The 24,954-nt window shown below is 69.3% G+C and carries 17 protein-coding genes; 10 read left to right on the top strand and 7 right to left on the bottom strand.

Annotated elements, in window-relative coordinates; genetic code table 11:
• Positions 1-7: 7 nt before the first annotated feature.
• The 3 genes from OHA88_RS41355 to OHA88_RS41345 all read left to right on the top strand — a co-directional run bounded on the left by OHA88_RS41355 (position 8) and on the right by OHA88_RS41345 (position 5,848).
• The gene (locus tag OHA88_RS41355; protein ID WP_326633392.1) at positions 8-976 is read left to right on the top strand and encodes a sugar phosphate isomerase/epimerase family protein; all 969 of its coding nucleotides are present in this window, start codon (positions 8-10) and stop codon (positions 974-976) included.
• Positions 977-1,060: 84 nt separating this feature from the next.
• The gene (locus OHA88_RS41350; protein WP_328629361.1) at positions 1,061-4,360 is read left to right on the top strand and encodes a PQQ-dependent sugar dehydrogenase; all 3,300 of its coding nucleotides are present in this window, start codon (positions 1,061-1,063) and stop codon (positions 4,358-4,360) included.
• A gap of 279 nt (positions 4,361-4,639) precedes the next feature.
• Positions 4,640-5,848 (top strand): ROK family transcriptional regulator, encoded by a 1,209-nt coding sequence (locus OHA88_RS41345; RefSeq protein WP_328629360.1) that lies wholly within the window; start codon positions 4,640-4,642, stop codon positions 5,846-5,848.
• 291 nt (positions 5,849-6,139) lie between these two features.
• On the opposite strand, the gene OHA88_RS41340 is transcribed toward OHA88_RS41345, so the two are convergent.
• The 4 genes from OHA88_RS41340 to OHA88_RS41325 form a co-directional block, all read right to left on the bottom strand.
• The gene (locus tag OHA88_RS41340; protein WP_267007213.1) at positions 6,140-6,790 is read right to left on the bottom strand and encodes a carbonic anhydrase; all 651 of its coding nucleotides are present in this window, start codon (positions 6,788-6,790) and stop codon (positions 6,140-6,142) included.
• 346 nt (positions 6,791-7,136) lie between these two features.
• A complete protein-coding gene (locus OHA88_RS41335; RefSeq protein WP_328629359.1) occupies positions 7,137-7,781 on the bottom strand; it encodes an L-threonylcarbamoyladenylate synthase in 645 nt (214 codons plus the stop codon).
• A gap of 669 nt (positions 7,782-8,450) precedes the next feature.
• Positions 8,451-10,694: a serine/threonine-protein kinase gene (locus OHA88_RS41330; protein WP_328629358.1), complete on the bottom strand. Its 2,244-nt coding sequence runs from the start codon at positions 10,692-10,694 to the stop codon at positions 8,451-8,453.
• A 79-nt stretch (positions 10,695-10,773) separates the two neighbouring features.
• On the bottom strand, positions 10,774-11,907 hold the full coding sequence (locus tag OHA88_RS41325; protein ID WP_328623695.1) for an IS630 family transposase: 1,134 nt from the start codon (positions 11,905-11,907) through the stop codon (positions 10,774-10,776).
• Positions 11,908-12,157: 250 nt separating this feature from the next.
• Between OHA88_RS41325 and OHA88_RS41320 the strand changes: the two genes are divergently transcribed.
• Positions 12,158-13,129: an aldo/keto reductase gene (locus OHA88_RS41320; protein WP_328629357.1), complete on the top strand. Its 972-nt coding sequence runs from the start codon at positions 12,158-12,160 to the stop codon at positions 13,127-13,129.
• Between the two features lie 478 nt (positions 13,130-13,607).
• On the opposite strand, the gene OHA88_RS41315 is transcribed toward OHA88_RS41320, so the two are convergent.
• Positions 13,608-14,207 (bottom strand): TetR/AcrR family transcriptional regulator, encoded by a 600-nt coding sequence (locus tag OHA88_RS41315; protein WP_328629356.1) that lies wholly within the window; start codon positions 14,205-14,207, stop codon positions 13,608-13,610.
• Positions 14,208-14,369: 162 nt separating this feature from the next.
• Between OHA88_RS41315 and OHA88_RS41310 the strand changes: the two genes are divergently transcribed.
• From OHA88_RS41310 to OHA88_RS41290, 5 genes are all read left to right on the top strand, one after another.
• The gene (locus tag OHA88_RS41310; RefSeq protein ID WP_328629355.1) at positions 14,370-14,825 is read left to right on the top strand and encodes an iron chaperone; all 456 of its coding nucleotides are present in this window, start codon (positions 14,370-14,372) and stop codon (positions 14,823-14,825) included.
• A gap of 521 nt (positions 14,826-15,346) precedes the next feature.
• Complete coding sequence (locus OHA88_RS41305; RefSeq protein WP_328629354.1) at positions 15,347-16,396, top strand: LacI family DNA-binding transcriptional regulator; 1,050 nt, start codon at positions 15,347-15,349, stop codon at positions 16,394-16,396.
• Between the two features lie 196 nt (positions 16,397-16,592).
• The gene (locus OHA88_RS41300; protein ID WP_328629353.1) at positions 16,593-17,837 is read left to right on the top strand and encodes an extracellular solute-binding protein; all 1,245 of its coding nucleotides are present in this window, start codon (positions 16,593-16,595) and stop codon (positions 17,835-17,837) included.
• A gap of 4 nt (positions 17,838-17,841) precedes the next feature.
• Positions 17,842-18,840, top strand: a complete 999-nt coding sequence (locus OHA88_RS41295) for a carbohydrate ABC transporter permease (protein WP_328629352.1) — start codon at positions 17,842-17,844, stop codon at positions 18,838-18,840.
• On the top strand, positions 18,837-19,724 hold the full coding sequence (locus OHA88_RS41290; RefSeq protein ID WP_328629351.1) for a carbohydrate ABC transporter permease: 888 nt from the start codon (positions 18,837-18,839) through the stop codon (positions 19,722-19,724). Before OHA88_RS41295 ends, OHA88_RS41290 begins: the two co-directional genes overlap by 4 nt.
• Before the next feature lie 464 nt (positions 19,725-20,188).
• Here the strand turns inward: OHA88_RS41290 and OHA88_RS41285 are convergent, their stop codons facing one another.
• Entirely contained in the window at positions 20,189-21,781 is a 1,593-nt protein-coding gene (locus OHA88_RS41285; protein ID WP_328629350.1) for an alpha-amylase family glycosyl hydrolase, read from the bottom strand.
• A 41-nt stretch (positions 21,782-21,822) separates the two neighbouring features.
• Positions 21,823-22,626 carry an endonuclease/exonuclease/phosphatase family protein gene (locus tag OHA88_RS41280; protein WP_328629349.1) on the bottom strand — a complete coding sequence of 268 codons (804 nt, stop codon included), beginning with the start codon at positions 22,624-22,626 and terminating at the stop codon, positions 21,823-21,825.
• A 215-nt stretch (positions 22,627-22,841) separates the two neighbouring features.
• On the opposite strand from OHA88_RS41280, the gene OHA88_RS41275 reads away from it, so the two are divergent.
• Positions 22,842-24,953 carry a glycoside hydrolase family 3 N-terminal domain-containing protein gene (locus OHA88_RS41275; RefSeq protein WP_328629931.1) on the top strand — a complete coding sequence of 704 codons (2,112 nt, stop codon included), beginning with the start codon at positions 22,842-22,844 and terminating at the stop codon, positions 24,951-24,953.
• Position 24,954 lies beyond the last annotated feature (1 nt).

Genomic DNA, 24,954 nt, shown 5'->3' with positions numbered 1-24,954 from the left:
AGTGACCGTGAGTCATATTCACAAGTCCTTCGACCGCAGGGACTTCCTGCGCGCCACCGCCGGCACCACCGTGGCCATCGCCGCCGCGTCCGTCACCGGGGCCGCCGCGACCTCGGCCGCCGCCGCGCCGAGCAGTCTGTCCATCCCCAAGGACCGCATCGGCATCCAGCTCTACAGCATCCGCGACAAGGTCAGTGCACTCGGCTTCGCTGTCGTCCTCCCCGAACTGGCCCGGATCGGCTACAAGGAGATCGAGTTCGCCGGATACACCCAGTCCACTTCCATCCTGGGCCGGCAGATCACTCTCCCGGAGATCCGTAAGCTGCTCGACGACCACGGACTGCGCGCCGTCGGCAGCCACGTCGGCATCGGTAATCTGCGCACCAACCTCCAGGCCGAGCTGGACGCCGCCCAGATCCTCGGGATGCCGCACGTGGGCACCGCCAACGCGCCCTCGAACGTCAACACCGTCGCGGGCTACCGCGCCGCCGCCGACGAGTTCAACGCCTGGGGCGCCGCGGCGTCCGCGCGTGGCCTGAAGCTCTACCAGCACAACCACGCGGGCGAGTTCGCGTTCGCCACCGACCAGCCTTCGGTCCGGCTGTACGACGTGTTCCTCAAGAACACCGACCCGCGCCATGTCTATCTGGAGCTGGACATCTACTGGGCGTACGTGGGCCAGTACCGCTGGCCCGGATTCGACCCCGCCGCGTACGTGCGCAACCAGCCCTACCGCTACCCGCTGTTCCACATGAAGGACGGCGACGCCAACGCGGCGAACGCCAACGGTTTCGACATAGTCGAGTTCGGTGCCGGCGACCTTCCGTACGAGAGGTTCGTCCGAGACATCGGGCCGCGCGCCTCGCATGTCGGCATCTGGGAACAGGACACCGCGCCCAACACCCAGCCCAATCCGCCCGGTTCGCTCGGCGCGGCGGAGCGCAGCTTCACGGCGCTCAAGGGACTCCTTGGCTGAGAGGCCCCGAAGAAGAGAGGCGCCTCAGCGCGGGGCGCCTCCGTGTCCGCTCCTTACCGCCAGCGATCGAGGAGATGCATCATCGTGCACCGCACCCTGAGACGCCTGATCACGGGGGTCCTGCTCGTGGCACTGCCCGCGTTGGGCGGTGTGGCCCTCGCGCCCGCCGCGCAGGCGCACCCGGACCACGAACACGCCCTGGACTGGTCGAACTACGAGAAAGTCACTCTGACGAAGGACACCGGCGAGCCGATCGACCTCGCCGTACTGCCCGACAGCCGCGTTCTGCACACCGCCCGCAACGGCGACGTACGGCTCACCGACCCCGGCACGGGTGTCACGAAGGTCGTCAACCACGTCGACGTGTACCAGAACTCCGAGATGGGGTTGCAGACAGTCACGCTCGACCCGGACTTCGCCACCAACAAGTGGGTCTACCTGTACTATTCGCCGCCGCTGAACACCCCGGCCGGCTCCGCCCCGCTCCAACTGCCCGCTGGGCAGAACGACTCGTACTGGAAGCAGTGGGAGGGGTACGACACCCTGACCCGCTTCAAGTGGACCGGCGACAAGCTCGACCTCTCCACCGCGCAGGAAATCATCCGGGTCGACACCAACCGCGGCCAGTGCTGCCATGTCGCCGGTGACGTGGACTTCGACGGGGAGGGGAACCTCTACCTCGCGACCGGCGGCAACACCCCGGCGTCCGGCCCGAACGTCAACGGCTACACGCCGATCAACGACGCCGCCGGCTACAACCCGGGGCTCGACGAGCGCCGCGGCTCGGGCAACACCAACGACCTGCGGGGCAAGATTCTTCGGATCGACGTCCAGGAGGACGGCAGTTACACCATCCCGGAGGGGAACCTCTTCGAGCCCGGCACGGCCAAGACCCGTCCCGAGATCTTCGTGATGGGCCTGCGCAATCCCTTCCGGCTGGCTGTGGACCGCGAGACCGACGCCGTGATGTGGGGCGACTACGGCCCCGACGCCGGTACCGCCGACCCGAACCGCGGGCCGATGGGATACGTCGAGTGGCAGACCACGACCAAGGCCATGAACAGCGGCTGGCCGTTCTGCACGGGTGACAACAGCAAGCCCTACCGGGACTTCGACTTCGCCACCCTCACACCCGGCCCCGCCTTCGACTGCGCGGCACCGGTCAACGACTCCCGCTGGAACACCGGCCTGACCAAGCTGCCCGCGCCTGTGCCGGCCACGCTCTGGTACGGCGACCGGGACACCGACCAGCCGTGGCCCGAGCTGACCGCCTTCCGCGGTCCCGGCGGTCCCGGCGGCCAGGCCCCGATGGGCGGTCCGGTCTACCACTACGACGCGGACAACCCCTCACCGGGCAAGTTCCCCGAGTACTGGGACGGCAAGGCGTTCTTCGCGGAGTTCTCCCAGGACTACGTCGCGGCGTTCACCCTCGACGGGCCGGACGGTCCCGTGAGCAAGCTGGAGAACGTCCTGCCCAACAGCGAACGTTCTCAGAACGGCATCCCACCGTGGGACAACCCGATGGACCTGGAGTTCGGCCCGGACGGCGCGCTCTACGTCCTCGACTACGGCGACGGCTTCTTCCGGCAGAATCCCGATGCGGGTCTCTACCGGATCGACTACGCCGAGGGCAACAAGGCACCCACCGCCGTGATCAAGGCCGACAAGACGTCCGGCCAGGCCCCGCTGGAGGTCTCGTTCAGCGCCACCGGTTCCAGTGACCCGGAGAACGGTGACCTCACCTACCAGTGGGACCTCGACGGTGACGGCACCTTCGACGCCACCGGGCCCACGGCCAGCCGTACATATCCGGAGAACGGGCAGTTCCAGGCCCGGCTGAAGGTCTCCGACCCACAGGGCAAGTTCGGCCTGTCGAGCCGTCAGATCACCGTGGGCAACACGGCGCCGACGGTGCGGATCACCTCGCCGCCGGACGGCGGGTTCTTCAACTGGGGCGACGCCGTCCCGTACGGCACAGCCGTCGAGGACCCGGAGGACGGCACCACGCCGGACTGCGCCAAGGCCGCCTGGACCTTCGGTCTCGGGCACAATCAGCACGGACACCCGGTCAACAGCGGCACCGGCTGCACGGGCGCCGTCGCGACCCCGACCGACGCGGGACACGGTGACACCGAGAACGTCTTCGGCGTCCTTGGGATCACCTACACCGACAAGGGCGCGGGCGGCGTTCCGCCGGCGACCGGTGACGCCCAGGTGGTGCTCAACCCGGCTCTCATGCAGGCCGAGCACTACGACTCGGCGGAGGGTGTCACGATCACGGACGACACCACGGCTTCCGGACAGCGCAAGCTGACCTCCTTCGACGCGGGTGACTGGATCGCGTACGACCCGGTGTCGTTCGCCGGGATCACCGGGGTGAAGACCCGTGCCAGTGGCGCCGGCACCCTGGCGCTGCGCTGGGGCGCAGCCGACGCCGAGCCGTTCGCCACCGTGTCGGTTCCGGCCGAAGACGGCTGGCAGTCCGTCACCACCGCGCTTCCGAACGCCCCTTCGGGGAGCGGTGAGGTCTTCGTCACCAGCTCCGGCGGTGTCGAGCTGGACTCGCTGACCTTCCAGGGCGCGGGCGTCGCGGACAAGACGGCGCCCAAGGTCACCGCCACGCTCAACCCGCCCAGGCCCAACGGTGACGACGGCTGGTACACCAGCAACGTGTCACTCGCGGTCTCGGCGACCGACAACGGGACCGTCGCCAGCCGTCAGTACTCGGTCGACGGCGGAACGACGTGGCAGTCGGCGAACTCGACCGTCACCCTGTCCAATGAGGGTGCCACGAGCGTCCGTTACCGCGCGACCGACAACGGCGGCAACGTCTCCGAGGTGGGTTCGCTGACCGTACGGATCGACCGCACCGGTCCCACGGTGGCGGTGAACGGTCTCGACGCCGACGGCGTCTACGGGGACTCCAAGCGCCCGACGCCGGTCTTCTCGGCACAGGACGCGGTCTCCGGCGGGGCCACCGCGACGGCCACGCTGGACGGCAAGTCCGTCACCTCCGGCCAGGCGCTGGAACTGTGGCGGCTGCCGCTCGGGAACCATGACCTCACGGTCAAGGCCAGGGACAAGGCCGGCAACACCACCACGAAGACGGTGGCCTTCACCACCCGTACCTCCTACGCGGACATCCGTGCGCTGATCACCCAGCTGCGGGCCGACGGCCTGATCACGGCACAGGGACAGCAGCGGCTGACTGTACGGCTCAACCAGGCCGAGGCGCACACCGACGCGGGCCGCACCAATCAGGCCACAGCCGTGCTGGAATCGTTCGCCGGCTACGCGTCCGACACCGCCCTGGTGCCGGACAGCGCGGCAGGAGCGGCCCTGGCACGGAGCGCGCGGGCGCTGAAGGGAGGCGCCACCGGCTGACGCCGGGACGGACGGAGCTGCCCCGCTGTCACCGGCGGGGCAGTTCTGTGCCCGGACTCTGTGACGGGGGCCTGCTTCAGGGCGGTAGGGTCCCCGCCGGGGGGAGTTCCGTCAACAATGCAGCAACTTTCGGCGTTCTGTGAAAAAGTTGCCGGAAGCCGCCCGCGCCCCTGCGGCCCCGCGAGGACGAGCCAGGCCGGCCGATACGGTGCCCGGCCCCGTACCACCCCCGCGACAACTCCCGAAAGCTGTCCAAGGGCGTCCAGAGGAAGTGAGTCCGTGAACATCCAGTACCGCGTGTTGAGTCTACTGCGTGACAACGGCCCGCTGTCCCGCGCCCAACTCGCAGACCGGCTGGAGGTTCCGCGCCCGCGGCTGCTCGGCGAACTCGACCGCATGGTCGCCGCCGGGCGGGTCCGTGAGGCGGGCCCCGCCGCGTCGCGCGGCGGGCGGCGCTCCACCCTCGTCCAGCTCGACCCCGGGGTGCGGTTCGCCGCCGTCGATCTGGGCGCCAGCTCCGTCGACATCGAGATCACCGACGGCGCGCTCACGCCGGTGGCCTCCTGCTCCGAGCCGGCAGACATCCGCTCCGGACCGGTCGCCGTGCTCGGGCGCGTCAGCGAACTCCTGCACGCGTTGGCCGACCAGGGGCACTACACGCGGCTCGACGCAATCGGCATCGGCCTGCCGGGCCCGGTCAGCTTCCGGGAGGGCATACCCGTCTCGCCGCCGATCATGGTGGGCTGGAACCGCTTTCCGGTACGCGACACCCTCGCCCGCGCGCATGGCTGCCCCGTCGTGGTCGACAACGACGTCAACGTGATGTCCCTCGGGGAGCAACACAGTGGGGTCGCAAGGAGCGTCGACCATCTGCTCTTCGTGAAGATCGGCAGCGGTATCGGCTCCGGCATGCAGCACCACGGCCGTATCTACCGGGGCGCGGAGGGGTGCGCCGGTGACATCGGGCACGTCCAGGTCGAGGCGGAGGCGGACGGGCCTGTCTGCTCCTGCGGGAACACCGGCTGCCTGGAGGCGTACTTCGGCGGGGTGGCGCTGTCCAGGGACGCCACGGAGGCCGCGCGGTCCGGCCAGTCGCCCGCCCTTGCCGAAAGGCTCGCCGAGCGGGGGGTTTTGACCGCCCTGGATGTCGCGGAGTGCGCGGACGGCGGCGACAGCACGAGCGTCAACCTGGTCCGGGCCGGCGGCCACCGGGTCGGGCAGGTCCTCGCTACGCTGGTCAGCTTCATGAACCCGTCGATGATCGTGATCGGCGGCGGTCTGACCGGGCTCGGCTATCCCCTGCTCGCCGAGATCCGCAGCGTCGTGTACAAGCGCTCACTTCCCCTCGCCACCGGCAATCTGCCGATCGTCATGTCCGAACTCGGCCCCCGCGCCGGGGTCGTGGGCGCCGCGCTGCTGGCGAGCGAACTCGCGTACGGTGAGGCGTCGGTGGCAGGGGACGTCGGGAGAGGAGAGGCCACCGCATAGAGCACTCTCCCGCACTGCGGCCCAGGACCTCGCATCCGCCGTGGATACCGCACGCGGCGCGAAGGAGTCTGCCGCGGTGCTTGTCAGAGTGTCCTGGCTTCCGCTCGGGGTCGACGTCGTGCTGCACCGGCACAACCTGGATGCCATCGACGGTCTCGTCGAGCCCGCCCTGCGCACGAGCTGGGTATCCCCCGCCGCCTTGGCCACGCTCAGTCCGTGCGCGCCACTGCAGCCATCACCGCCGCCCAGCGTGGCAACGCTTTCGCCGCCGTCCGCCTGTGCAGCCGCCGTTCAGGCGCCCGGTCCTGGGGCGGCCGCTTCGGCGCGCAGGCCGCGGGCCGTGATGAGTCGGGCACTGCCGTCGGCCAGTCGGTAGGACAGGCCCACCACGGCCGTCCGGCCGGCGGCGACCTGGTCGGCGAGCACCCGGGAGCGGTCCAGGAGGAGGTCGACGCTGTGCCGTATGTGCTCGGCAATGATTTCATCGTCCTGGGTGAGCCCGGCGGCGCGGGCGGCCAGGACGCTGGGCGTAACGCGTTCGATGACGTCGCGCACGTACCCGGTGGCGGCAACGCCGTCGGTCAGGGCGGCACGGGTGGCCGCGACCGCACCACATGAGTCGTGGCCCAGCACTACGACCAGCGGGCAGTCCAACACGCTCACGCCGTATTCGATGCTGCCCAGCACCTCCGGCCCCGCCACATGGCCTGCAGTGCGGACGACGAACAGGTCACCCAAGCCCCGGTCGAAGATGATCTCGGCCGCGAGGCGTGAGTCGGAGCAGCCGAAGAGCACGGCGAACGGGCGCTGTCCGGGTGCGGTCTCCGCACGGCGTGCGGCGTCCTGGTTCGGGTGCTGCGGGGTGCCGGCGACGAAGCGCTGGTTGCCGGCCAGCAGCAGCTCAACGGCTTCGGATGGAGTCAGCGGCAGGGCGTCAGTCATGGTCCCAGGCTACGTCCAAGCCCCGCTCACCACGGCGTCGAGGTCCACCAAAGGAGGAGCGGATGTGGCAAAACGGGATGAAATGCCCCGTGTCGGCGCGCATCCCGGACGCCGGGCGGCAGCGGCTTCCAGCCGGAGCCTCAAAGCGCGGCGAACCCGTTCAGCCCGGTAGGCCGCTCGCCACAGGACAACTGCGCAGCGTCTGGCGCGCTGCCGGCAGGCGCGTGGTTCACCGTGCACCGCCACACTGTCCGCAACGACGCCATTGCGATCACGACGCCCGCCGAACGGGTGGCCCCATCGAGGGCCGGTTGCGCCGGGCCTGTGCCGTCGCCGCGGGCTCGGGTCATGGTTCCTGCAGGTCGGGTACCACCTTGCGCAGGCGCAAGGTACTGATCGCGCCCGCGCGCTTCAGGACGGGGACCGCGCCGGTGATGTCCACGATCGAGGAGGCGACAGCGGCCTCGGTGGGCCCTCCGTCCAGGTAGACGGCGACCGAGTCGCCGAGCATGCCCTGGGCGGCATCGCAGTCCTGCGGAGATGGCTGTCCCGTCAGGTTGGCGCTGGAAACCGCCATCGGACCGGTCCGGGCGAGCAGGTCAAGGGCGGCCGGGTGTGACGGCATCCGGACCGCCACCGTGCCGTGGGTTTCACCCAGGTCCCAGTCCAGCGACGGCTGGTGGCGGGCGACCAGGGTCAGCCCGCCCGGCCAGAACGCCTCCACCAGCGCCCAGCCCTGCTCGGAGAAATCGGTGACCAGGTCGTGCAAAGCGTCCGGAGAGGCGACCAGCACCGGCGAGGGCATGGCCCGGCCCCGGCCCTTGGCCTCCAGCAGACTGTTCACCGCCCCACGGTTGAAGGCATCGGCACCGATCCCGTACACGGTGTCCGTCGGCAGCACCACCAGCTCACCCCGGCGTACCGCCGAAGCGGCCTCGCGAAGCCCGGCAGAACGCCCGGACACCGTGGAGCAGTCATAACGACGGGCCATTACCGTTCTCCATCCCCCCGGGCGTTCAGCCCTCACCTGCTCGCTCACTCCGACAGGCTACCGACTCGGCGGCGAGAGCAAGGACCTCCCACGACCGGCTCGCCGACGCCCTCACCCGTCATCTTCGTCGCGGTCCGGCAAGAGGGCCGCTGGCCTCCGGGCCCGGCATGACTGTGTCCCCCTTCAGATCAGGGGATTGGGCTTGGTGGGAATGGCCTCACCCGTCGACCCGGAGTTCTCGTGCTGGTGCTACTGACGACTGCCTTCATCGGGGAGGTCGTAGGGGTGCTGACCTTCTTCAGCACGGCAACGCTGCCGGTGCTCTGCTCGCCGGCCTTACAGGGGCGGACGCCAGCACGCTCACCGTGCACAAACTGACCGGTCAGGTCCCGGAGTTCTGGCTCTGACCCCAGTCGCAAAGCAGACGCGGGCGGTGTCCACGGCCCGCCGTCCGACTCGGTCCACTCGTGGTCGAACGGGACGGGGGCACGAGTCTCCTCGGACGGGAAGGCGATTGGCGAACCACGGTGAATTCGGTGACGGCGACATGGGTGGCGGGATCGGTGGCCTCCTGGATGTCGACCTGGGCGCTCGCTGCGTCGGCCACCGAGTGAGCCGCTGAGGTGTCCGCACGTCAAGGAAGGCGGCCGGTGTCCGGTGCCGCCGCGGTCAGCCCGACTTCGGCGGCTTCTGCGTGTCGAAGGCGAAGAGAGTGTTCTTGGCCGCGGCCACGATCACCGCACGCCCCGCAACGGTCACCCGCGGGCTTGCGCCCTGCTCGCCCGTCAAACCATCGGCCTGCGGATCTGTTGTCCACAGGGGTTTGCCATCGTGCGGCGACAGCGCGACCACCCGGCCGGTGGCCGAGCTGAAATACAGCGCGCCGGCTCCCGCCACGGGACCCGACGCGCCCTCCACGCTCGTCTGCCGCGACCACTTCTTCCGGCCGGTCGCGGGGTCGAGGGCCGTGACGAGACCGGTCTGCCCGCTCACGTAGACGGTGCCGTCCGCCATGCCGGGCGTCCCCGCGTATGTCTTGGCCAGTCGGGAGTACGTGACCTTCCGCGAGGCCGGGTCGACCCGCGCCACCCCGTCGTATCCGGTCAGCGCCGTTCCCTCCCTGTGCTCCTGAAGGAGTACGAGCCTGCCGTCGGCGACGCCCATCGGCACGGCGGGGCCGTCAACCGTGATGGGCCTGCCCAGCGTCCCCGAGGCGCGGTCGACCGTGTACAGGGTGGGGTGGCGCACCTCTGAGGCATCCACCTCCGCATCCGTCGCGCACATCGCCAAGAGCTGTGGGCCCACCGGGACGGGAGCGCAATGCGTACTCGCGGGGAACGACGTCGTCCAGGTGACCTCACCGCTGTGCGCGTCCCGGGCCTCGAAGCGGGAGTTGGAAGCGTCGACCGTCACGACGGCGGAGCCGACCACAATGGCGTCCTGAGACCGACCCGTGACGGCCATCGACCGGGCGCCGGACGGCACGGACCACAGCTCCCGGCCGTTGTTCGCGTCGATGGCCACCACCTCGGTGGGAGGGTCCTGCGGGGCGTCCTGGGCGGCGAAGCGGTAACCGAGCACCGTGTCGTCGGTGGCGCCCACCAGGTGCATGCCCTGGACGGGGACGCCCGGGCTCTTCGCCGTCCACACCCGCGAGCCGTCCAGGGTCCTGATACGGGTCGCGACAACACCGCCGCCCCCGCAGAACAGCGCATCGCCCCGCGCGACGCAACGCAGTTCGTCGGGGATGCCCTCGCGACCGCCCTGCACGGTCTTGCGCCACGGCTCGAAGCCGTCCGGAAGTGCGACACCCGGCACCGCAACGCTGTTGCCCTTGTCGCCGCCGCTGTTCTCCCCGAAGTCGCCTGCCTGCAGCGCGGCGACTCCCCCGCCGATCGCTGCCACCGCGACCGCGGCCGCGAGCACAGGCCGCCATCGGCTGCGCAGACGGCGGCCGATGGGGGTGCCGGTGCTCCCTGTACCGGGACCGGCCGGGGCGGTGGTCGGGGCAGTCGGCGCCGGGGTGGCCTGCGTCGCGAAGTGATGCTGGGTGATCACGTCGCGGGTGCGGCCAGCGCCAACCCCGTTCGCGTCGGTCGCGCCGAGGTCGGCCGGCAGGTCCCGCAGCAGCACGAGGAGTTCGTCCGCCGAGGGGCGCCCATTGGGCTCCTTGCCCAGACACGACTCGACGACCGCGCGCAAGGCCACCGGCACGGCACCCAGCGACGGCTCCTCGTGCACCACCTGATATGCCGTCATGTATGGGCTGTCCGCGTCGAAGGGCCCGCGGCCCGTCGCTGCGTACACCAGCAGCGTCCCCAGCGAGAAGACATCGGAACGCGGCCCCACACCACGCGGCGCCTGCAACTGTTCCGGCGACATGAAGGGCGGCGTACCGATGACCCGCCCTGTCATCGTCAGCGTCTGCTGGTCCACGGCGCGCGAAATGCCGAAGTCGATGACGCGCGGGCCCTCGGGCGAGAGCACGACGTTCGAGGGCTTCAGGTCACGGTGGACGACCCCCACCCGGTGGATGTCGCGCAGCGCCTCCGCCAGCCCGATGGCAAGCCTTCTCAGCTCCGCTCCGTTCAGCGGGCCCTTCGTGGCGATGCGCTGGGCGAGCGTGTGCCCCTCGATATAGGTCGTCGCCATCCACGGCTGCTCGGCCTCAGGGGCAGCGTCGACCACGGCGGCGGTGAACGCGCCGCTCACCCGCCTCGCCGCCGCCACCTCCTGTCGGAAACGGATGCGGAACTCGTCGTCCGCCGCGAACTGCTGGTGGATCAGTTTGATCGCGACAGGTCGCCCCGAACTCGTACGGGCCAGAAAGACCGTGCCCATGCCACCCGAGCCGAGCCGCGCCTCAAGTGGATAACCGCCGATCTCGGCTGGATCACCTCCACGCAGCGACACTCTTCCCGACCTCCCGTCCCCCGTGCACCTCTGCCACCACGGGCCTGCGTACCTGTCCTGCACACAAACTAGTGCCGCCTCAGGCAACGTTTGCCCTGTCGACGACGGCTTGTAGGTGCTGGTCGTCGGCATGGCGGTTTCGCCAGATGATGTAGCGGCGGATCATGCTGCCCTGTTCCTTGTGGTCGGCGTGGTCCGTGCCGTCCAGAGTGAAGTAGCGCAGGGCCGTGAACTGGGCCTCGATGCGGTTGAGCCAGGAGGAGTTGGTCGGTGTGTAGGCGATCTCGACGTTGTTCGCGGCAGCCCAGGTGCCGACCCGCTGGCACCTTTTCGTGGTCAGGTGCGGGGAGAAGTTGTCGGCCACGATCGCGATCCGGACGGTGTCCGGGTAGAGGCTGCGCAGGTAGCGGCAGAACTCCAGGAACTGGGTGCGCTTCTTGACCGGTTTGATGTGGCCGTAGAGCTTGTCCTTGGCCAGGTCCAGGGCGGCGAACAGGTGTCGCACCCCGCCGTAGCGGTTGTAGGTCGCTCGTCGCCGTCGGCGCGGTTCACGGTCGGGGTCCTTGTGTGTGCCGCCGCGCTCGGCCCACTGCCGGCCCGGGTGGGGCATCAGGTTGAGCGGCCCGAACTCGTCCATGCAGAAGATGACTTCGGGTTCGCCGTCCTCGGGTATAACCTCGCCGTCGGCGATGGCGTACAGGTGCTCGACCCGCGCTTTCTTGGCCGCGTAGTCCGGATCGCGTGAGGTCTTCCAGGTCTTCAGGCGTTGAAACGAGACGCCTTCCTCGCGGAGCAGGATGCGCAGGCCCTCGTGGCTGATGTCGTCGACCACCCCCTCGGCGACCAGGAAGTCCGCCAGCTTGGTCAGGCTCCAGGTCGAGAACGGCAGGTCGTGCTCGGTCGGCTTCGACTTCGCGATCTTCTTGATCTCACGGCGCTCCGGCAGCGTGAACGTCTTCGGCCGGCCACCGGAGTACTTCGGATACAGAGAGTCGAAGCCGTCGGCGTTGAAGTTGTGGATCACGTCCCGGACCCGGTCGTCGCTGGTGAACGACACCTCGGCGATCTTCGCCACCGGCATGCCCTGCGCGGACAGCAGCACCATCTGGGCCCGCCGCCAGGTCACCACCGACCCGGCGCCTCTGCGGATAATCCGCAGCAGTCGCCGCCCCTCATCATCATCGATCTCTCGGACACGCACTCGTTCTGGCACCCGGACAGAATGATGCCCACGCGCCGTCCACTACAGCACCCGGACGGCGCGTCACATCACAACAGGGCAAACGTTGCCTGATCCGGCACTAGCCGCTGGGCAGTACGGCAGAGCAAAGCGGGTGACGAACAGGGAGCCCAGGGCTGATCCGTGCCGCACACGACGAAGCCCCGCCAAGAGGAACATGGCGCGGCGACCGGTGCCTCGTCCCCGGGGAGGGCGACCGGACGTCGACGTAGGGTGGGCGGCCATGGACTATCTGAAACTCGGCACGACCGGTCTCGACGTCTCCCGCATCTGCCTGGGTTGTATGAGCTACGGCGTCGCCGACCGCGGTAACCACAGCTGGACGCTGGACGAGGAGGCCAGCCGGCCCTTCGTACGGCGGGCCGTCGAGGCAGGGATCAACTTCTTCGACACCGCGAACGTCTACTCCGACGGCACCAGCGAGGAGATCGTCGGCCGGGCGCTTGCCGACTTCGCCCGCCGGGACGAGATCGTGCTGGCCACCAAGGTGCACGGCCTGATGCGGCCGGGGCCCAACGGTGGCGGGCTGTCCCGCAAGGCGATCATGACCGAGATCGACCACAGCCTGCGCCGGCTGGGCACCGATTACGTCGACCTTTACCAGATCCACCGCTGGGACCGGGCAACGCCGATCGAGGAGACCATGGAGGCTCTGCACGACGTGGTGAAGGCGGGCAAGGCCCGCTACATCGGGGCGAGTTCGATGTACGCATGGCAGTTCTCCAAGGCGCAGTACGTCGCCGAGCGGCACGGCTGGACTCGTTTCGTCAGCATGCAGAACCACTACAACCTGCTCTACCGCGAGGAGGAGCGGGAGATGCTTCCGCTGTGCGCCGACCAGGGTGTCGGGGTCATCCCGTGGAGCCCGCTGGCCCGCGGCCGGCTCACCAGGGCCTGGGACACCACCAGCGCGCGCAGCGAGACCGACGAGTTCGGCAAGACGCTCTACCAGGAGACGGACCGGCACATCGTGGACGCCGTCGCGGCGATCGCGGACGAGCGTGGCGTCACCCGCGCCCAGGTCGCGCTGGCCTGGCTGCTGCGGCAGCCGGGGGTGACCGCGCCGATCGTCGGTGCGACCAAGCCGCAGCACCTGGACGACGCCGTCGCGTCGGTCGACCTGCGGCTGAGCGACGACGAGTGCAAGCGCCTCGAGGAGCACTACAGCCCGCGCGGCATCGTCGGCTTCGCGTAAGCCCGCCCGGCCCGACGCTCAGGAGCGGCCCGGTCGTTCGGCCGGACCGCTCCTTCCCGCGCTGCTGGTTACGCCACCGCAACCTGCACGGTGGCCGGTCCCGCCGGGGTGCCGGGCGGGCGGCGGTCGGTTTGAACGTGTGCGACCCCGCAGCGAGTTCGCCGGACCCGGTGCAGGTCCAGCTGCCGCCCAGGTGCCGGGCCGCGGTCGGCGCGCTACCGGTGACCTGCGCGAACGGCAGGGCGGTGGTGGGCGCGGCGACCTCCCGCACCAGATCAGCACCCCGGGCTGCATGTCAAGACCGTGACCCCATGGGGCCTTCGGACCGTACGAGGCTTATCAGCAGGCGCAGTTGGGGTTCCCGTGAGCCCGGCTCAGGGACACGTAATGCCGCAGCAGACAACTTTGCCCTGTTGCTCAGATGTGACCCGCACGGCCCTCGGATCGGAAGAGCAGGTCCGACGTGTGCGGTCGAGTCCTACTTGCCGGTTCCGTAGGCGGCCATGAACATGTCCAGCAGTCCGTCGACCGCGTCCTCGTCGATGGGGCGGGTTGACAGCAGGCTGCGGTAGTACAGCGTGCCGCACAGCACCTCGGCGGCGAATTCCAGATTCGCTTCCGCAGTCAGTTCACCGGTGCGCTGGGCGCGGGTGATCCGGTCGAGGGTGCTCTGCTCGACGGTCACCAGGAATCGTTCGTGCAGAGTCGCCCGCAGCGTGGAGTCGGCCTGCGCCTCGGCGATGACTGCACGGTAGACGGGACCGATCGGCGGGCTGGAGAGGGCGAGGCCTGAGCGTAGGAACTGTTCGCGCAGATCCGCGCGGACGTCCCCGGTGTCGCGGTAGTCCAGGTCACTGGTCCACACGCGGCTGAGCGCGTCGAGCAGCAGTGCCGACATGGACGGCCAGCGCCGGTAGATCGTGTGTTTACCGACGCCGGCCCGTCTGGCGACCGCCTCAATGCTCAGGCCCGCGTAACCGACCTCCGCAGCCAGATCGAGGGTTACCTGCAGCAGCTCTTCGGTGCGCGCGGCACCTCGGCGCCGCGGCGTGTCGGGCTTGTCGGGCGTGTCGGTCATGCCGCCACCCTATCGGCACGTAACGTGCCGTTGACAATCCCGAGGCCTGCGCGCAGTATTCAATCTCGATCGGCACGGCACGTGCCGATGTTGGGTCTGATGGCACGGCGCCACCCACGCGCCCAAGATCCAACACATCAGATCCTCAAGGGGAGGTCTGCCATGAACAGCACCGAAAGCAGCAGCACGCACGAGGGATTCACGGCCGAGGAGCGGGCCGCGATGAAGGACCACGCCCAGGAGCTGAAGAGGGCGGCCCGCCGCAGTTCGCGCGCGGACAAGGCGGCGGAGGCGGAGCGGGACGTGCTCGCGAAGATCGCCGAGATGCAGGACTCGGACCGGATCATGGCCGAACGCGTCCATGCCGTCATCTCAGCCAGCGCCCCGGTCCTCGCGCCCAAGCTCTGGTACGGGATGCCCGCCTACGCGTTGGACGGCAAGGTCGTGTGCTTCTTTCAGAGCGCGGAGAAGTTCAAGGCGCGCTACGCGACGCTCGGGTTCAGCGACCAGGCGAAGCTGGACGAGGGCACGATGTGGGCGGCCGGTTTCGCCCTGACCGAGGTAACTGCCGAGGTGGAGGCGCGGATCGGTGCGCTCGTGAAGCAGGCAGTGAGCTGATGCACGCCAGGTAAACGGGCTGGGCCTGTGACACCTCAGCGTGCTCGGCGGTCCGGCACTGCTGGTAGACATCTGCCCGGGAGGCCGGTGTTCATGGAGTCGGACGTGCGCGGTGGGGCTCCGGTCGAGGCCCGCGCCGGCGGGAACACCTGCACCAGGCGTTCGCCGCGCCCGGGCCGGCCCCCGATGCGCCGTGCCGACCTCGGCGACCGGTCCGGACGCGCCTCGGCGCAGCGCCAGCCGTGTGGGAGGAGCAGGCCGCCGTCGGGAGCGCCCGGTCCCGTCCGCACACCCGCACCTGACGCGCCGTGACCGTGCGCCCCGCATACTCGTCGGCATGGTCGCGCAAGTGGTCAAGGTACCGCCCGGTTGTCCCATTCAGGTGTGTGTTGTCCCTCCGCTCCGCCCCTCCGTCCCTTCCCCCGCACAGCGCCCGACCATAGGCTGAACGCGCTTTCGGGCAGGTCACACGGCGTGCCGGATGCGCAGGACCAGGGATACAGGAGAGGCAAGGCAGCACCATGAGTACTCCGACGGTGTACGACGTCGCCGAGCAGTCCGGCGTCTCCATCGCGACGGTGTCGCGCGTGTACCGCAATCCCGACTCCGTACGCGCCTCCACCCGGGAACGGGTGCTGGCCGCCGGTCGCGAGCTGGGATACGTGCCCAGTGGGAGCGCTCGGGGGCTGGCCAGCCGTACGACGGGAGTCCTCGGCCTCTACTTCCCCGACATCCACGACGCCGTCGCCGAGAGCGTACCGACGGCGGACGACACCGAGCTGATGCTCTATTCCGACCAGGTGATCCGTGGCATGGAACGCGCCGCCCGGCAGCACGGCTACGCGCTCCTGATCGCCGCGGCGCACGCGGAACGCACGAGTGAGCAACTCGCCGAGGTCGCCGGACGGGTGGACGGGCTCGCCCTGCTGGCCCAGACCGGAATAGCGAGCGAGGACCTGGAGGTCATTTCGAGACGGCTGCCCGTCGTCATGCTCGCGGCAGACCGGGATGCCGACCACGACCACATCGAAGTGGCCAACTTCGACGGCCAGTTGGAGCTCACCCGGCATCTGATCGCCGACCACCGCCTGCGCAGGCTGGCTTTCGTCGGCGGCCCGTCCGACTCCCCCGACGGCGAGGCACGCTTCCGCGGATTCCAGGCGGCCCACCTCGAGGCGGGGCTGCCGATTCCGCAGCAGCCCGACGTGCGGGGCGATTTGACCCAGGACGCCGGCCGCCGGGCTGTCGAGACGCTCCTCGACCTGCCGGGGCAGCGCCCGCAGGGACTGGTCCTCGCCAACGACCAGATGGCCGTGGGTGCGCTGCATGCACTGGCGTCGCACGGCATCAGCGTGCCGGGCGACATGGCCGTGACCGGCTTCGACGGAATCCCGCTGAGCCGCGTGGTGCGGCCCGCCCTGACGACCGTACGACAGCCGATGGCCCGGCTCGGCCAGGAAGCGGTCGAACTGCTCGTCGCCCGCATCGCGGACCGCCAACGGGCCACTGCAGCACGGGTGTTGCCGGTGACGCTGATGCGGCGGGCCAGTTGCGGCTGCGCCGCGCCGTGAGCGCCGTAGCCGGCCGCACAGCGGGCGACGCGAAACACCCCTGGATCACACGAAATTCCGCAGGTTTACGAAAGTGTTACCGGCACGCCCCTTGAGGCCACCCCAGGCATGCTGCAGGGTCATCCGTGCGCCAATGTGTAAGCGCATACATGAAGCGCATACATGAACCGCACACATGCACTCGAGGAGGAGTCACATGTCACGCATCGCCAAGTCCGTCGGCCTGGCCATGACAGTGGTCTCGGCCATCGGACTGACCGCCTGCGGCAGTAGCGGCGGCAACGGGGTCGCGGCCGACGCCAAACAGACCATTACCGTTTGGGCCATGGGTGAGGAAGGTGCGCGACTCCAGTCGGTCACCAAGGAGTTCACCAAGGAGCATCCCAACATCTCCGTCAAGGTGACACCCGTCGGCTGGGATGTCGTCCACCAGAAGCTGGTGGCGGCCGCGGCTGCCGGCAAACTGCCCGACATGGCGCAGATGGGCTCCACGATGATGGGCGAGTTCATCTCCCTCGACGCTCTCGAGCCGGTGGACACCGACACTTTCGACAAGGACGACTTCTTCCCCGCCGCCTGGAACGGGAACGTCCAGGACGGCAAGGTCTACGGAGTGCCGTGGTACGCCGACACCCGGGCGCTCTACTACCGCAGCGATCTCGCCGACAAGGCCGGCGTCACCAAGGCCCCCACCACCTGGAAGGAACAGAGCGACCTCGCCTCCGCGTACCAGCGCAAGGCCGGGGCCGACTGGGGCACGGCCCTCCAGCCCGGCAGTACCGGTGCCTGGCAGGGCTGGCTGCAGTACCTCTACTCGGCGGGCGGCGAGCTGCTCGGCAAGGACGGCAAGCCCGCCCTCGACTCCCCCGAGGCCATCAAGGCGTTCACGGAGTTCGGCCACTACTTCGACGCCGGGCTCGCCAAGAAGAACTTCGTGCCGGGCGAGGACGTCCTCAAGGGCTTCGCCTCGGGCAAGACGCCGATGTTCCAGTCCGGCCCCTGGATGGTGCAGAACATCACGGACCAGGCACCTCAGCTGAAGGGGAAGTGGAAGGTGGTGCCGGTGCCGGCCGACAAGACCTCCACGTCCTGGGTCGGCGGCGCCTCCCTGGTCACCTTCAAGGACAGCGAGCACAAGGCGGCCGCGGAGGAGTTCACCAAGTTCCTCAGCACGCCGAAGATGCAGGCGCACTGGTACGAGATAGCCAAGTCGCTCCCCGCCAACAAGGCAGCATGGAACGAGCCCGCCCTCAAGAGCGGCGGAGAGTCCCTCAGCACCTTCAAGCAGTCCCTCGACACGGCAGAGGCGATCCCGCCGATGGCCAAGTGGAACGAGTTCGCCGCCGAGATCGAGAGCGCCCTCGAGAAGATCGCGCGAGGTGCCGACCCGGCCGCAACGGCCAAGCAGCTCCAGAAGTCCACCGAGGGCCTGGTGGCCTGACCTCATGAACAGCACCGCCGCCGAGGCCGGCGCGCCGGAACGGGCACCGGGCACCGCACAGCACCCGGCCGTCAAGGGCGCGCGGGCCGAGGAGCCAGGGGCGTCCCGGCGCCGCCGGGACCGGCTGTCCCGGCAGAATCTGGCCGGCTGGCTCTTCTCCACGCCGTTCCTGTCGCTCTTCCTCACCTTCATGGCGTTTCCCATCGCCGCCACGCTGGTGATGAGCTTCACGGACTTCGGCCTCCGCAATGTCACGGACCCGCTCTCGGTGAATTTCGTCGGCTTCGACAACTACACGAAGCTCTTCGAGGACGAGAAGTTCGTCCGGGCACTGTTCAACACCGGCTACTTCGTGGTGCTCGGCGTGCCGCTGACCATCGGCAGCGGACTGCTGGCGGCGGTGCTGCTCAACTCCGGCATCGACCGGATGCGCACCTTCTTCCGTGTCGGCTTCTATGCGCCCGTCGTCACCGCCATCGTCGCGGTCGCCGTCATCTGGCGCTTCGTCCTGGACCCCGGCGAAGGGCTGGTCGCGGGGCTCGGACACCAGATCGGCCTGGACACACCGGACTTCCTCGGCTCGGAGGCGCTCGCCATGCCCTCCCTGATCGTGATGGCGGTCTGGCGCAACATGGGCACCGCAATGGTCCTCTTCCTCGCCGGACTGCAGGCCATCCCCACCGACGTCCGGGAGGCGGCGAGGATCGACGGTGCGGGGGTCTTCCAGGAGTTCCGCAGGATCACGGTCCCACTTCTGCGACCGACCATGCTCTACGTCGCGGTGATGACCTCCATCGGCTTCCTCAACGTCTTCGAGGAGCCGTTCGTGATGACCGACGGCGGCCCGTCGGACAGCACGCTGACGATCTCCCTGCACATGTACCGGGAGGGCTTCAACTTCTTCCACATGGGTTACGCCAGCGCCATGGCGTACGTCCTGTTCGTGATCGTCCTGGCGGTCACGCTGCTCCAGCTCCGTCTGCTGAAGGACAAGACCGCATGAGCGCCACCGAGACCCGAGCCCAGCCCGCGCCCACGGTCCGCGCCGTGCCGCAGTCCCCCGGCGCCCGCAGCCGCAAGGCACTCGTCTACGTCCTGCTGAGTGCCGGTCTGCTGGCCATGGCCGCGCCGTTCCTGTGGATGGCGCTGTCGGCCTTCAAGACTCCCCAGCAGCTGGGGGCCAGCCCGCCGGTGTGGATTCCGACCGAGTGGACTCTGCAGAACTTCAGGGATCTGCTGGCGAAAATGGATGTCGGCCAGGCGTTCTTCAGCTCGGTGCTGGTGGCGGTACTCGTCACGGTCTGCAATCTGCTGTTCTGCTCGATGCTGGGATATGCCCTGGCCAAGCTGAACTTCGTGGGAAAGAAGCCGGTGTTCGGCGTCGTCCTCGGCGCGCTGATGGTGCCGGGCAACCTCATGCTGCTCCCCAAGTTCGTGATGATGAGCCAGATGGGGCTGATCGACACCTACACGGCGCTGATCCTGCCGTTCGCGGCAGGTGCCTTCGGGGTCTTCCTGATGCGGCAGTTCATGATGGCCATTCCGGACGAGCTTCTCGAGGCGGCCCGCATCGACGGAGCCCGCGAGTGGTTCATCTTCTGGCGGATCGTGCTGCCCCTGGTCAAGCCCGCCCTGGCGACATTGACGATCTTCGTCTTCCTCGGTTCCTGGAACAACTTCCTGTGGCCGCTGATCGCCACCAACGACCCGGACAAGTACACGCTGCCGGTGGCCCTGGCCACCTTCGCCACCGATCCGACCAAGGCGGACGGCTCCAACGGCGTCCTGATGGCGGGGGCCTTCCTGGTGGTCCTGCCGGTCCTGCTCGTCTTCGTCCTCCTGCAACGTTTCTTCACGCAGGGCATCGCCACGGCGGGTCTCAAGTAGACCCCGGGGTCACGATGCTCTGCCTCCCCTGAGCCCGTGCGGGACCGGCCGTTCCTGACGACGGCCGGGCCCGCACGGCACCACAGCCGTATCCACGACTTACGCCGGAGGAGTTGGCCTCCATGGACCGCCGCTCATGCCCCGCGCTCGCGCCTGGCGCAGGCCCCGTGTTCGCCCCGCAGGCCGCTGAACCGGCGTGGGGGACGATGGCCGGGTCACCTTCCGGACGCTCGGCGACGAGGCGGTGGGTGGCCGTCGAGGGTCGGGCACACTGCGAGGGCGCCGCGTCCTCGTACGAGGACGCGGCGCACGGTGCTGCGCGTGCGGCGCGCGGAGTTCACCGTCCGCAAGGGCTGAGGCCTGTTCCCACGACGACGGGCCCCTCCGCCAGGTGCGGAGGAGCCCGTCGTCGAGCGAGAAGCCTCGGTCAGGGGCTCGAGAATGCCCTGTGCGAGGCGCCGCCTTCATAGCTCGAATATGCCGTATCCGAAGCCCTCGGCCCGGATCCGGTCGCCGGTCACAATGACGCCGTTGGCCTCCAGACGGGCGGCCCTGCCCGCGGGGGCGGCAGACTCGGCGGCGTCGCGGCGCGGGTTGACCACCACGAGGTAGCGGCCGCCGCGGATGTACACCAGCGGATAGTCGGCGTGCAGGATCTCCGTGCTGCCCGCGGCGCCCAGCTCACGGATGTCCTTGCGCAGTGCGATGAGGCGGCGCACCAGGTGCAGGAGGGAGCCGTCGTCGGCGCGCTGGGCCGCGACCGTCGGACGGCCCGGGTCCGGGTCGACGGGGAGGTAGAGGCGGTCAGCGGGCGCGGTGGAGAAGCCCGCGTTCGGCGAGTCGTCCCACTGCATGGGGGTTCGGGAGCCGGCTCGGTTGTAGCGGGGGCCGAGCCGGCTGCCCTCGTGCCCGGGCAGGCCGGGCACGTAGCGCATGCCGATCTCGTCGCCGTAGTAGATCGCGGGCAGCGTGGGCCAGGTGAGCTGGAAGACGAAGGCGGCGGGCAACTGTTCGGCGGTACGCGGGCCGCAGGCCAGCCGGGAGAAGTCGTGGTTGGCCGTGGGCAGGGAGATGAAGCCGGCGTCACCGACGGCGTCTGTCGCGTCGCGCCAGTCGGCGAGGAAGGTGCGCGGGGAGCCCTTGCCCTCGGCGTCGAAGTAGGGCGCCTGCGGCTGCCATTGCTCGCTGACGGTGCCCTCGAAGTTGTTCCACAGGGAACGCAGTGCGAGCCCGTCGTCCTTGGGGCCGAACTGCAGGAAGAAGTCGGCGTGGAAGCCGGCCGGGACGGACGTTGCGGGGTCCCCCCATTCGGAGAGCAGCGCCGCCTGCGGATGCTTGGCATCCAGCCAGCTGCGAAGTTCCCGCCAGACCGCGGCGGACTGCGCCTGGCCGGGGTCGTCCTTGACGAGGGAGGCCGCCATGTCGACGCGGAATCCGGACAGGCCGAGGGTCAGCCAGTGGTCCATGATCTCGCGCAGGGCCTGGCGGTTGGCGCGCGGTCCCTCGGCGTCGACGGGCAGACGCCAGGGTTCAGCCTCGTGCATGCGGGCGTAGCCGAAGTTGAGGGCGGGCTGGGAATCGAAGAAGTTCGGCAGGTAGAAGCCGGGCCGGGTGCCCGGCGAGGCCACGAATCCTTCCGGCAGTGCGGCCGGGTCCGCCGGGTCGGCCCAGATGTAGCGGTCGTCGGACGGGTCGTCGGCCGAAGCTGTGAACCAGGGGTGCTGGTCCGAAGTGTGGCCTGCGACCAGGTCGAGCAGTACGCGGATGCCGCGGCGCGACGCGGCATCGGTGAGGCGGGCGAGGTCGTCGTTGGTGCCGTAGCGCGGCGCGACGGTGAGGTAGTCGCTGACGTCGTAGCCCGCGTCGAGGAACGGCGAGGCGAAGCACGGGTTGAACCAGACGGTGTTCACGCCCAGCCAGGCGAGATGGTCCAGCCTGGCCTCGATTCCGGCGAAGTCTCCGATGCCGTCACCGTTGGAGTCGGCAAAGCTCTGCGGATAGATCTGGTACAGGACGGCGTCGGCGAGCCATTCGGTGGCGGGGCGGGGGGACATCATGGCGGTGGGCTCCTTCGCGGGTCGGGGTGACGGGCGTGGGATCAGCATGCGGTGCGCAGGAGTGCCTGTACGGGCAGATGGTCGCTGGGGTAACGGCCGTTCGGTGCGAAGTCGTTGAGCGTGGCACGGCGCACTCGGGTGCCGCGGGACGCGAGGATCCAGTCGATGCGGTCGCCGCCCGGGACCGGCGGCCGGTAGTCGTGGAAGGTGCCGTGGGCCGGGCCGCGTTCCTCGGCGGCTTCCCAGGTGTCCACGAGATCCGCCCGGGGCAGGAGCGCCGCGTGTACGGTGCTGTCGCCCGCGGGTGTGTTGAAGTCACCGGTGACGATGCGCGGAACGTCGGGCGCGAGCGTGTTGAGCCGTTCGGCGAGGAGCTCGGCGGAGCACTCCCGCGCGTATGCGCTCGCGTCGTCGAAGTGGGTGTTCGCGGCGAACAGCTCGCCGCCGCCCGACAGGTCATGGAAGCGCACCCATGTGACCATCCGGGTCCAGCTCCCTCCCCAGGTGTTGGAGCCGGGCTCCTGCGGGGTGCCGGAGAGCCAGAAGTGGTCGTACTCCAGAGGTCGGAGCCTTGTGCGGTCGTAGCCGATGGCCATGAACTCTCCGCGGCTGCCGCCCTCTCTGCCCTGGCCGATCCACCCGTAGTGCTCCGGCCCGAGGTCGGCCTCGAGATCCTGCAGTGGTCCGTGGAGCCCCTCTTGAGTGCCGATCAGATGGGGCCGCTCCATGCGCAGCAGGTGAGCCACCACGTCCCGCCGCTCGCGCCAGGGGTGGGGCGATGCGGGCCAGTCGACATGCAGATTGAAACTCATGACCCGCAGCCAGGGCGGATCGTTGTCCGTCATGCGTTCGCCTCCGGAAGCGACTTCGGGGTGGAGTCCGGCAATTCCCTCGGCATCCGTGGAGCGGCTCCGCCCGGGGACTTGTCCGCAGTTGATGAATGCGCTTTCATTCATGCCGCGCAAAACGTTAACTTCACGGGTAGCGATACGGCAACAGGTAAAGAGGTCACGACGTGCTTCGAGCGTACGAGGACAAGGTGAAGGACCTGCTCGGCCGGATGACGGTCCAGGAGAAGCTGGGTCAGATCCAGCAGTTGACCTGGACCGGCGACACCGGCCCGGGCGGTGGTCAGACCGAGCAGACGGAGGCCGCGGCCCGTGCGGGACTGCTCGGCTCGGTGCTCAACATCCACGGCGCCCGGCACAGCAACTCCCTCCAGCGCATCGCTGTCGAGGAGTCCCGGCTCGGCATCCCGCTGCTCTTCGGCCTGGACGTCATCCATGGCTTCTGGACCGCCTTCCCGATCCCGCTGGCCCAGGCGTCCAGCTTCGACCCGGAGGTGGCACGGCGGGACGCCGAGGTGTCGGCGAAGGAGGCCCGGTCCGAGGGTGTGCGCTGGACCTTCTCCCCCATGATGGACGTCACCCACGAGCCGCGCTGGGGCCGGATCGCGGAGAGCTGCGGCGAAGACCCCTATCTCAACGCCGCCTTCGCGGTGGCCAAGGTGCAGGGTTACCAGGGTCCGGCCGACGGCAGCGAGCTGTCGCGCATGGACCGGATCGCCGCCTGTGCCAAGCACTTCGTCGCCTACGGCGGCGCCGAGGGCGGTCGCGACTACAACACGGTCGACGTCTCCGAGCAGCGGCTGCGCAACCTCTACCTGCCGCCCTTCAAGGCGGCGGTCGACGCCGGAGTGGCCACCGTCATGGCCGCGTTCAACACGATCGGCGGAGTACCCGCGCACGGCAACGCGCACACGATGAACTCCGTCCTCAAGGAGGAGTGGGGCTTCAAGGGCTTCGTGGTCAGTGACTACACGGGCGTCGAGGAGCTGATGGCACACGGCTTCGCCGAGGACGGCGCCGACGCGGGCAGGCTCGCGCTGACCGCCGGCCTCGACATGGAGATGGTCTCCACGAACGTGGCCGACCACGGCGAGGCATTGCTGTCCGACGGCCTGATCACGATGGAGCGCCTCGACGATGCGGTGACGCGCATCCTGCAGCTGAAATTCGATCTGGGACTGTTCGACAACCCGTACACCGACGAGTCGGCGGCTGTCGCCGAACCCACCGCCGCCGCGCGGGCCGCGTCCCGTGAGAGCGCCGCCCGGTCGATGGTCCTGCTCAGGAACGAGGGTTCCGTCCTCCCGCTGAGCCCTGCCGCCGGCTCGATCGCGGTCGTCGGCCCCTTCGCCGACTCCACCGGTCTGCACGGCACTTGGGCGGGACCCGGTGCGTCCAGGTTCCCCTCCGTCAGCATCCTGGACGCCGTTCGCGAGGCGGCGCCCGGCACGAAGGTCACGCACGCCGGTCAGGACCCGACCCGGGCGGCCGCCGCCGCCGCAGCCGCCGAGGTCACCGTCGTGGTGGTGGGCGAAGACCCCGAGCTCAGCGGTGAGGCGGCCGTGCGCAGCGACATCGGTCTGCCCGCGGGTCAGGAGGAGCTCATCGCAGCCGTCGCCGCGACCGGCAAGCCCTTCGTGGTGGTGCTGGTGAACGGCAGGCCGCTGGTGCTGGGCGACTGGCTGGACTCCGCGCCCGCGGTACTGGAGGCCTGGCACCCCGGCATCGAGGCCGGTCACGCGGTCGCGGATGTACTCTTCGGCTCGGTCAACCCGGGGGGCAAGCTGCCCATCACCTTCCCGCGGGCCGTGGGTCAGATCCCCCTCTATTACAACCACGAGAGCACGGGCCGCCCGTACAACCCGGCACGGCCGGAGGAGAAGTTCGTCTCGAAGTATCTGGACCTGGCCGACGGACCGCGCTTCCCCTTCGGATACGGCCTCAGCTACACGACCTTCGCCGTCTCACGGCCGCAGTTGAGCCAGGAGAGCATCGCGAGGGACGCCTTGGAGCGAGGCGAGACGGTCGAGGTGTCGCTGACGGTCACCAACACCGGCGAGCGGGCGGGCGACGAGGTGGTCCAGCTCTACGTCCACGACGTGGCGGCCGGCATCGCCCAGCCGGTGCGCCGACTGCGTGGTTTCGAGCGGGTCGGCCTCGCACCGGGCCGGAGCACCACCGTGTCCTTCCGTCTCGGTGCGCAGGACCTCGGCTTCTGGACCAACGACCCTGCGGGGACGTTCACCATCGAACGCGGCCGCATCGACGTCTACACGGGCACGAGTTCGACGACGCGGGACTGCTGCCCGCTGACCGTGGTCTGAC

The organism is Streptomyces sp. NBC_00353 (genome assembly GCF_036108815.1).
Lineage (GTDB): Bacteria > Actinomycetota > Actinomycetes > Streptomycetales > Streptomycetaceae > Streptomyces.
Note: the sequence above shows the minus strand (reverse complement) of the source record. Positions and strands in the feature narration are given on the sequence as shown.

Coding starts and splice junctions, on each gene's coding strand:
- OHA88_RS41340 (WP_267007213.1), bottom strand. CDS start 6,790: ATGACTGACGCCCTGCCGCTGACTCCATCCGAAGCCGTTGAGCTGCTG.
- OHA88_RS41335 (WP_328629359.1), bottom strand. CDS start 7,781: ATGGCCCGTCGTTATGACTGCTCCACGGTGTCCGGGCGTTCTGCCGGG.
- OHA88_RS41320 (WP_328629357.1), top strand. CDS start 12,158: ATGGACTATCTGAAACTCGGCACGACCGGTCTCGACGTCTCCCGCATC.
- OHA88_RS41315 (WP_328629356.1), bottom strand. CDS start 14,207: ATGACCGACACGCCCGACAAGCCCGACACGCCGCGGCGCCGAGGTGCC.
- OHA88_RS41310 (WP_328629355.1), top strand. CDS start 14,370: ATGAACAGCACCGAAAGCAGCAGCACGCACGAGGGATTCACGGCCGAG.
- OHA88_RS41305 (WP_328629354.1), top strand. CDS start 15,347: ATGAGTACTCCGACGGTGTACGACGTCGCCGAGCAGTCCGGCGTCTCC.
- OHA88_RS41300 (WP_328629353.1), top strand. CDS start 16,593: ATGTCACGCATCGCCAAGTCCGTCGGCCTGGCCATGACAGTGGTCTCG.
- OHA88_RS41295 (WP_328629352.1), top strand. CDS start 17,842: ATGAACAGCACCGCCGCCGAGGCCGGCGCGCCGGAACGGGCACCGGGC.
- OHA88_RS41290 (WP_328629351.1), top strand. CDS start 18,837: ATGAGCGCCACCGAGACCCGAGCCCAGCCCGCGCCCACGGTCCGCGCC.
- OHA88_RS41285 (WP_328629350.1), bottom strand. CDS start 21,781: ATGATGTCCCCCCGCCCCGCCACCGAATGGCTCGCCGACGCCGTCCTG.
- OHA88_RS41280 (WP_328629349.1), bottom strand. CDS start 22,626: ATGACGGACAACGATCCGCCCTGGCTGCGGGTCATGAGTTTCAATCTG.
- OHA88_RS41275 (WP_328629931.1), top strand. CDS start 22,842: ATGACGGTCCAGGAGAAGCTGGGTCAGATCCAGCAGTTGACCTGGACC.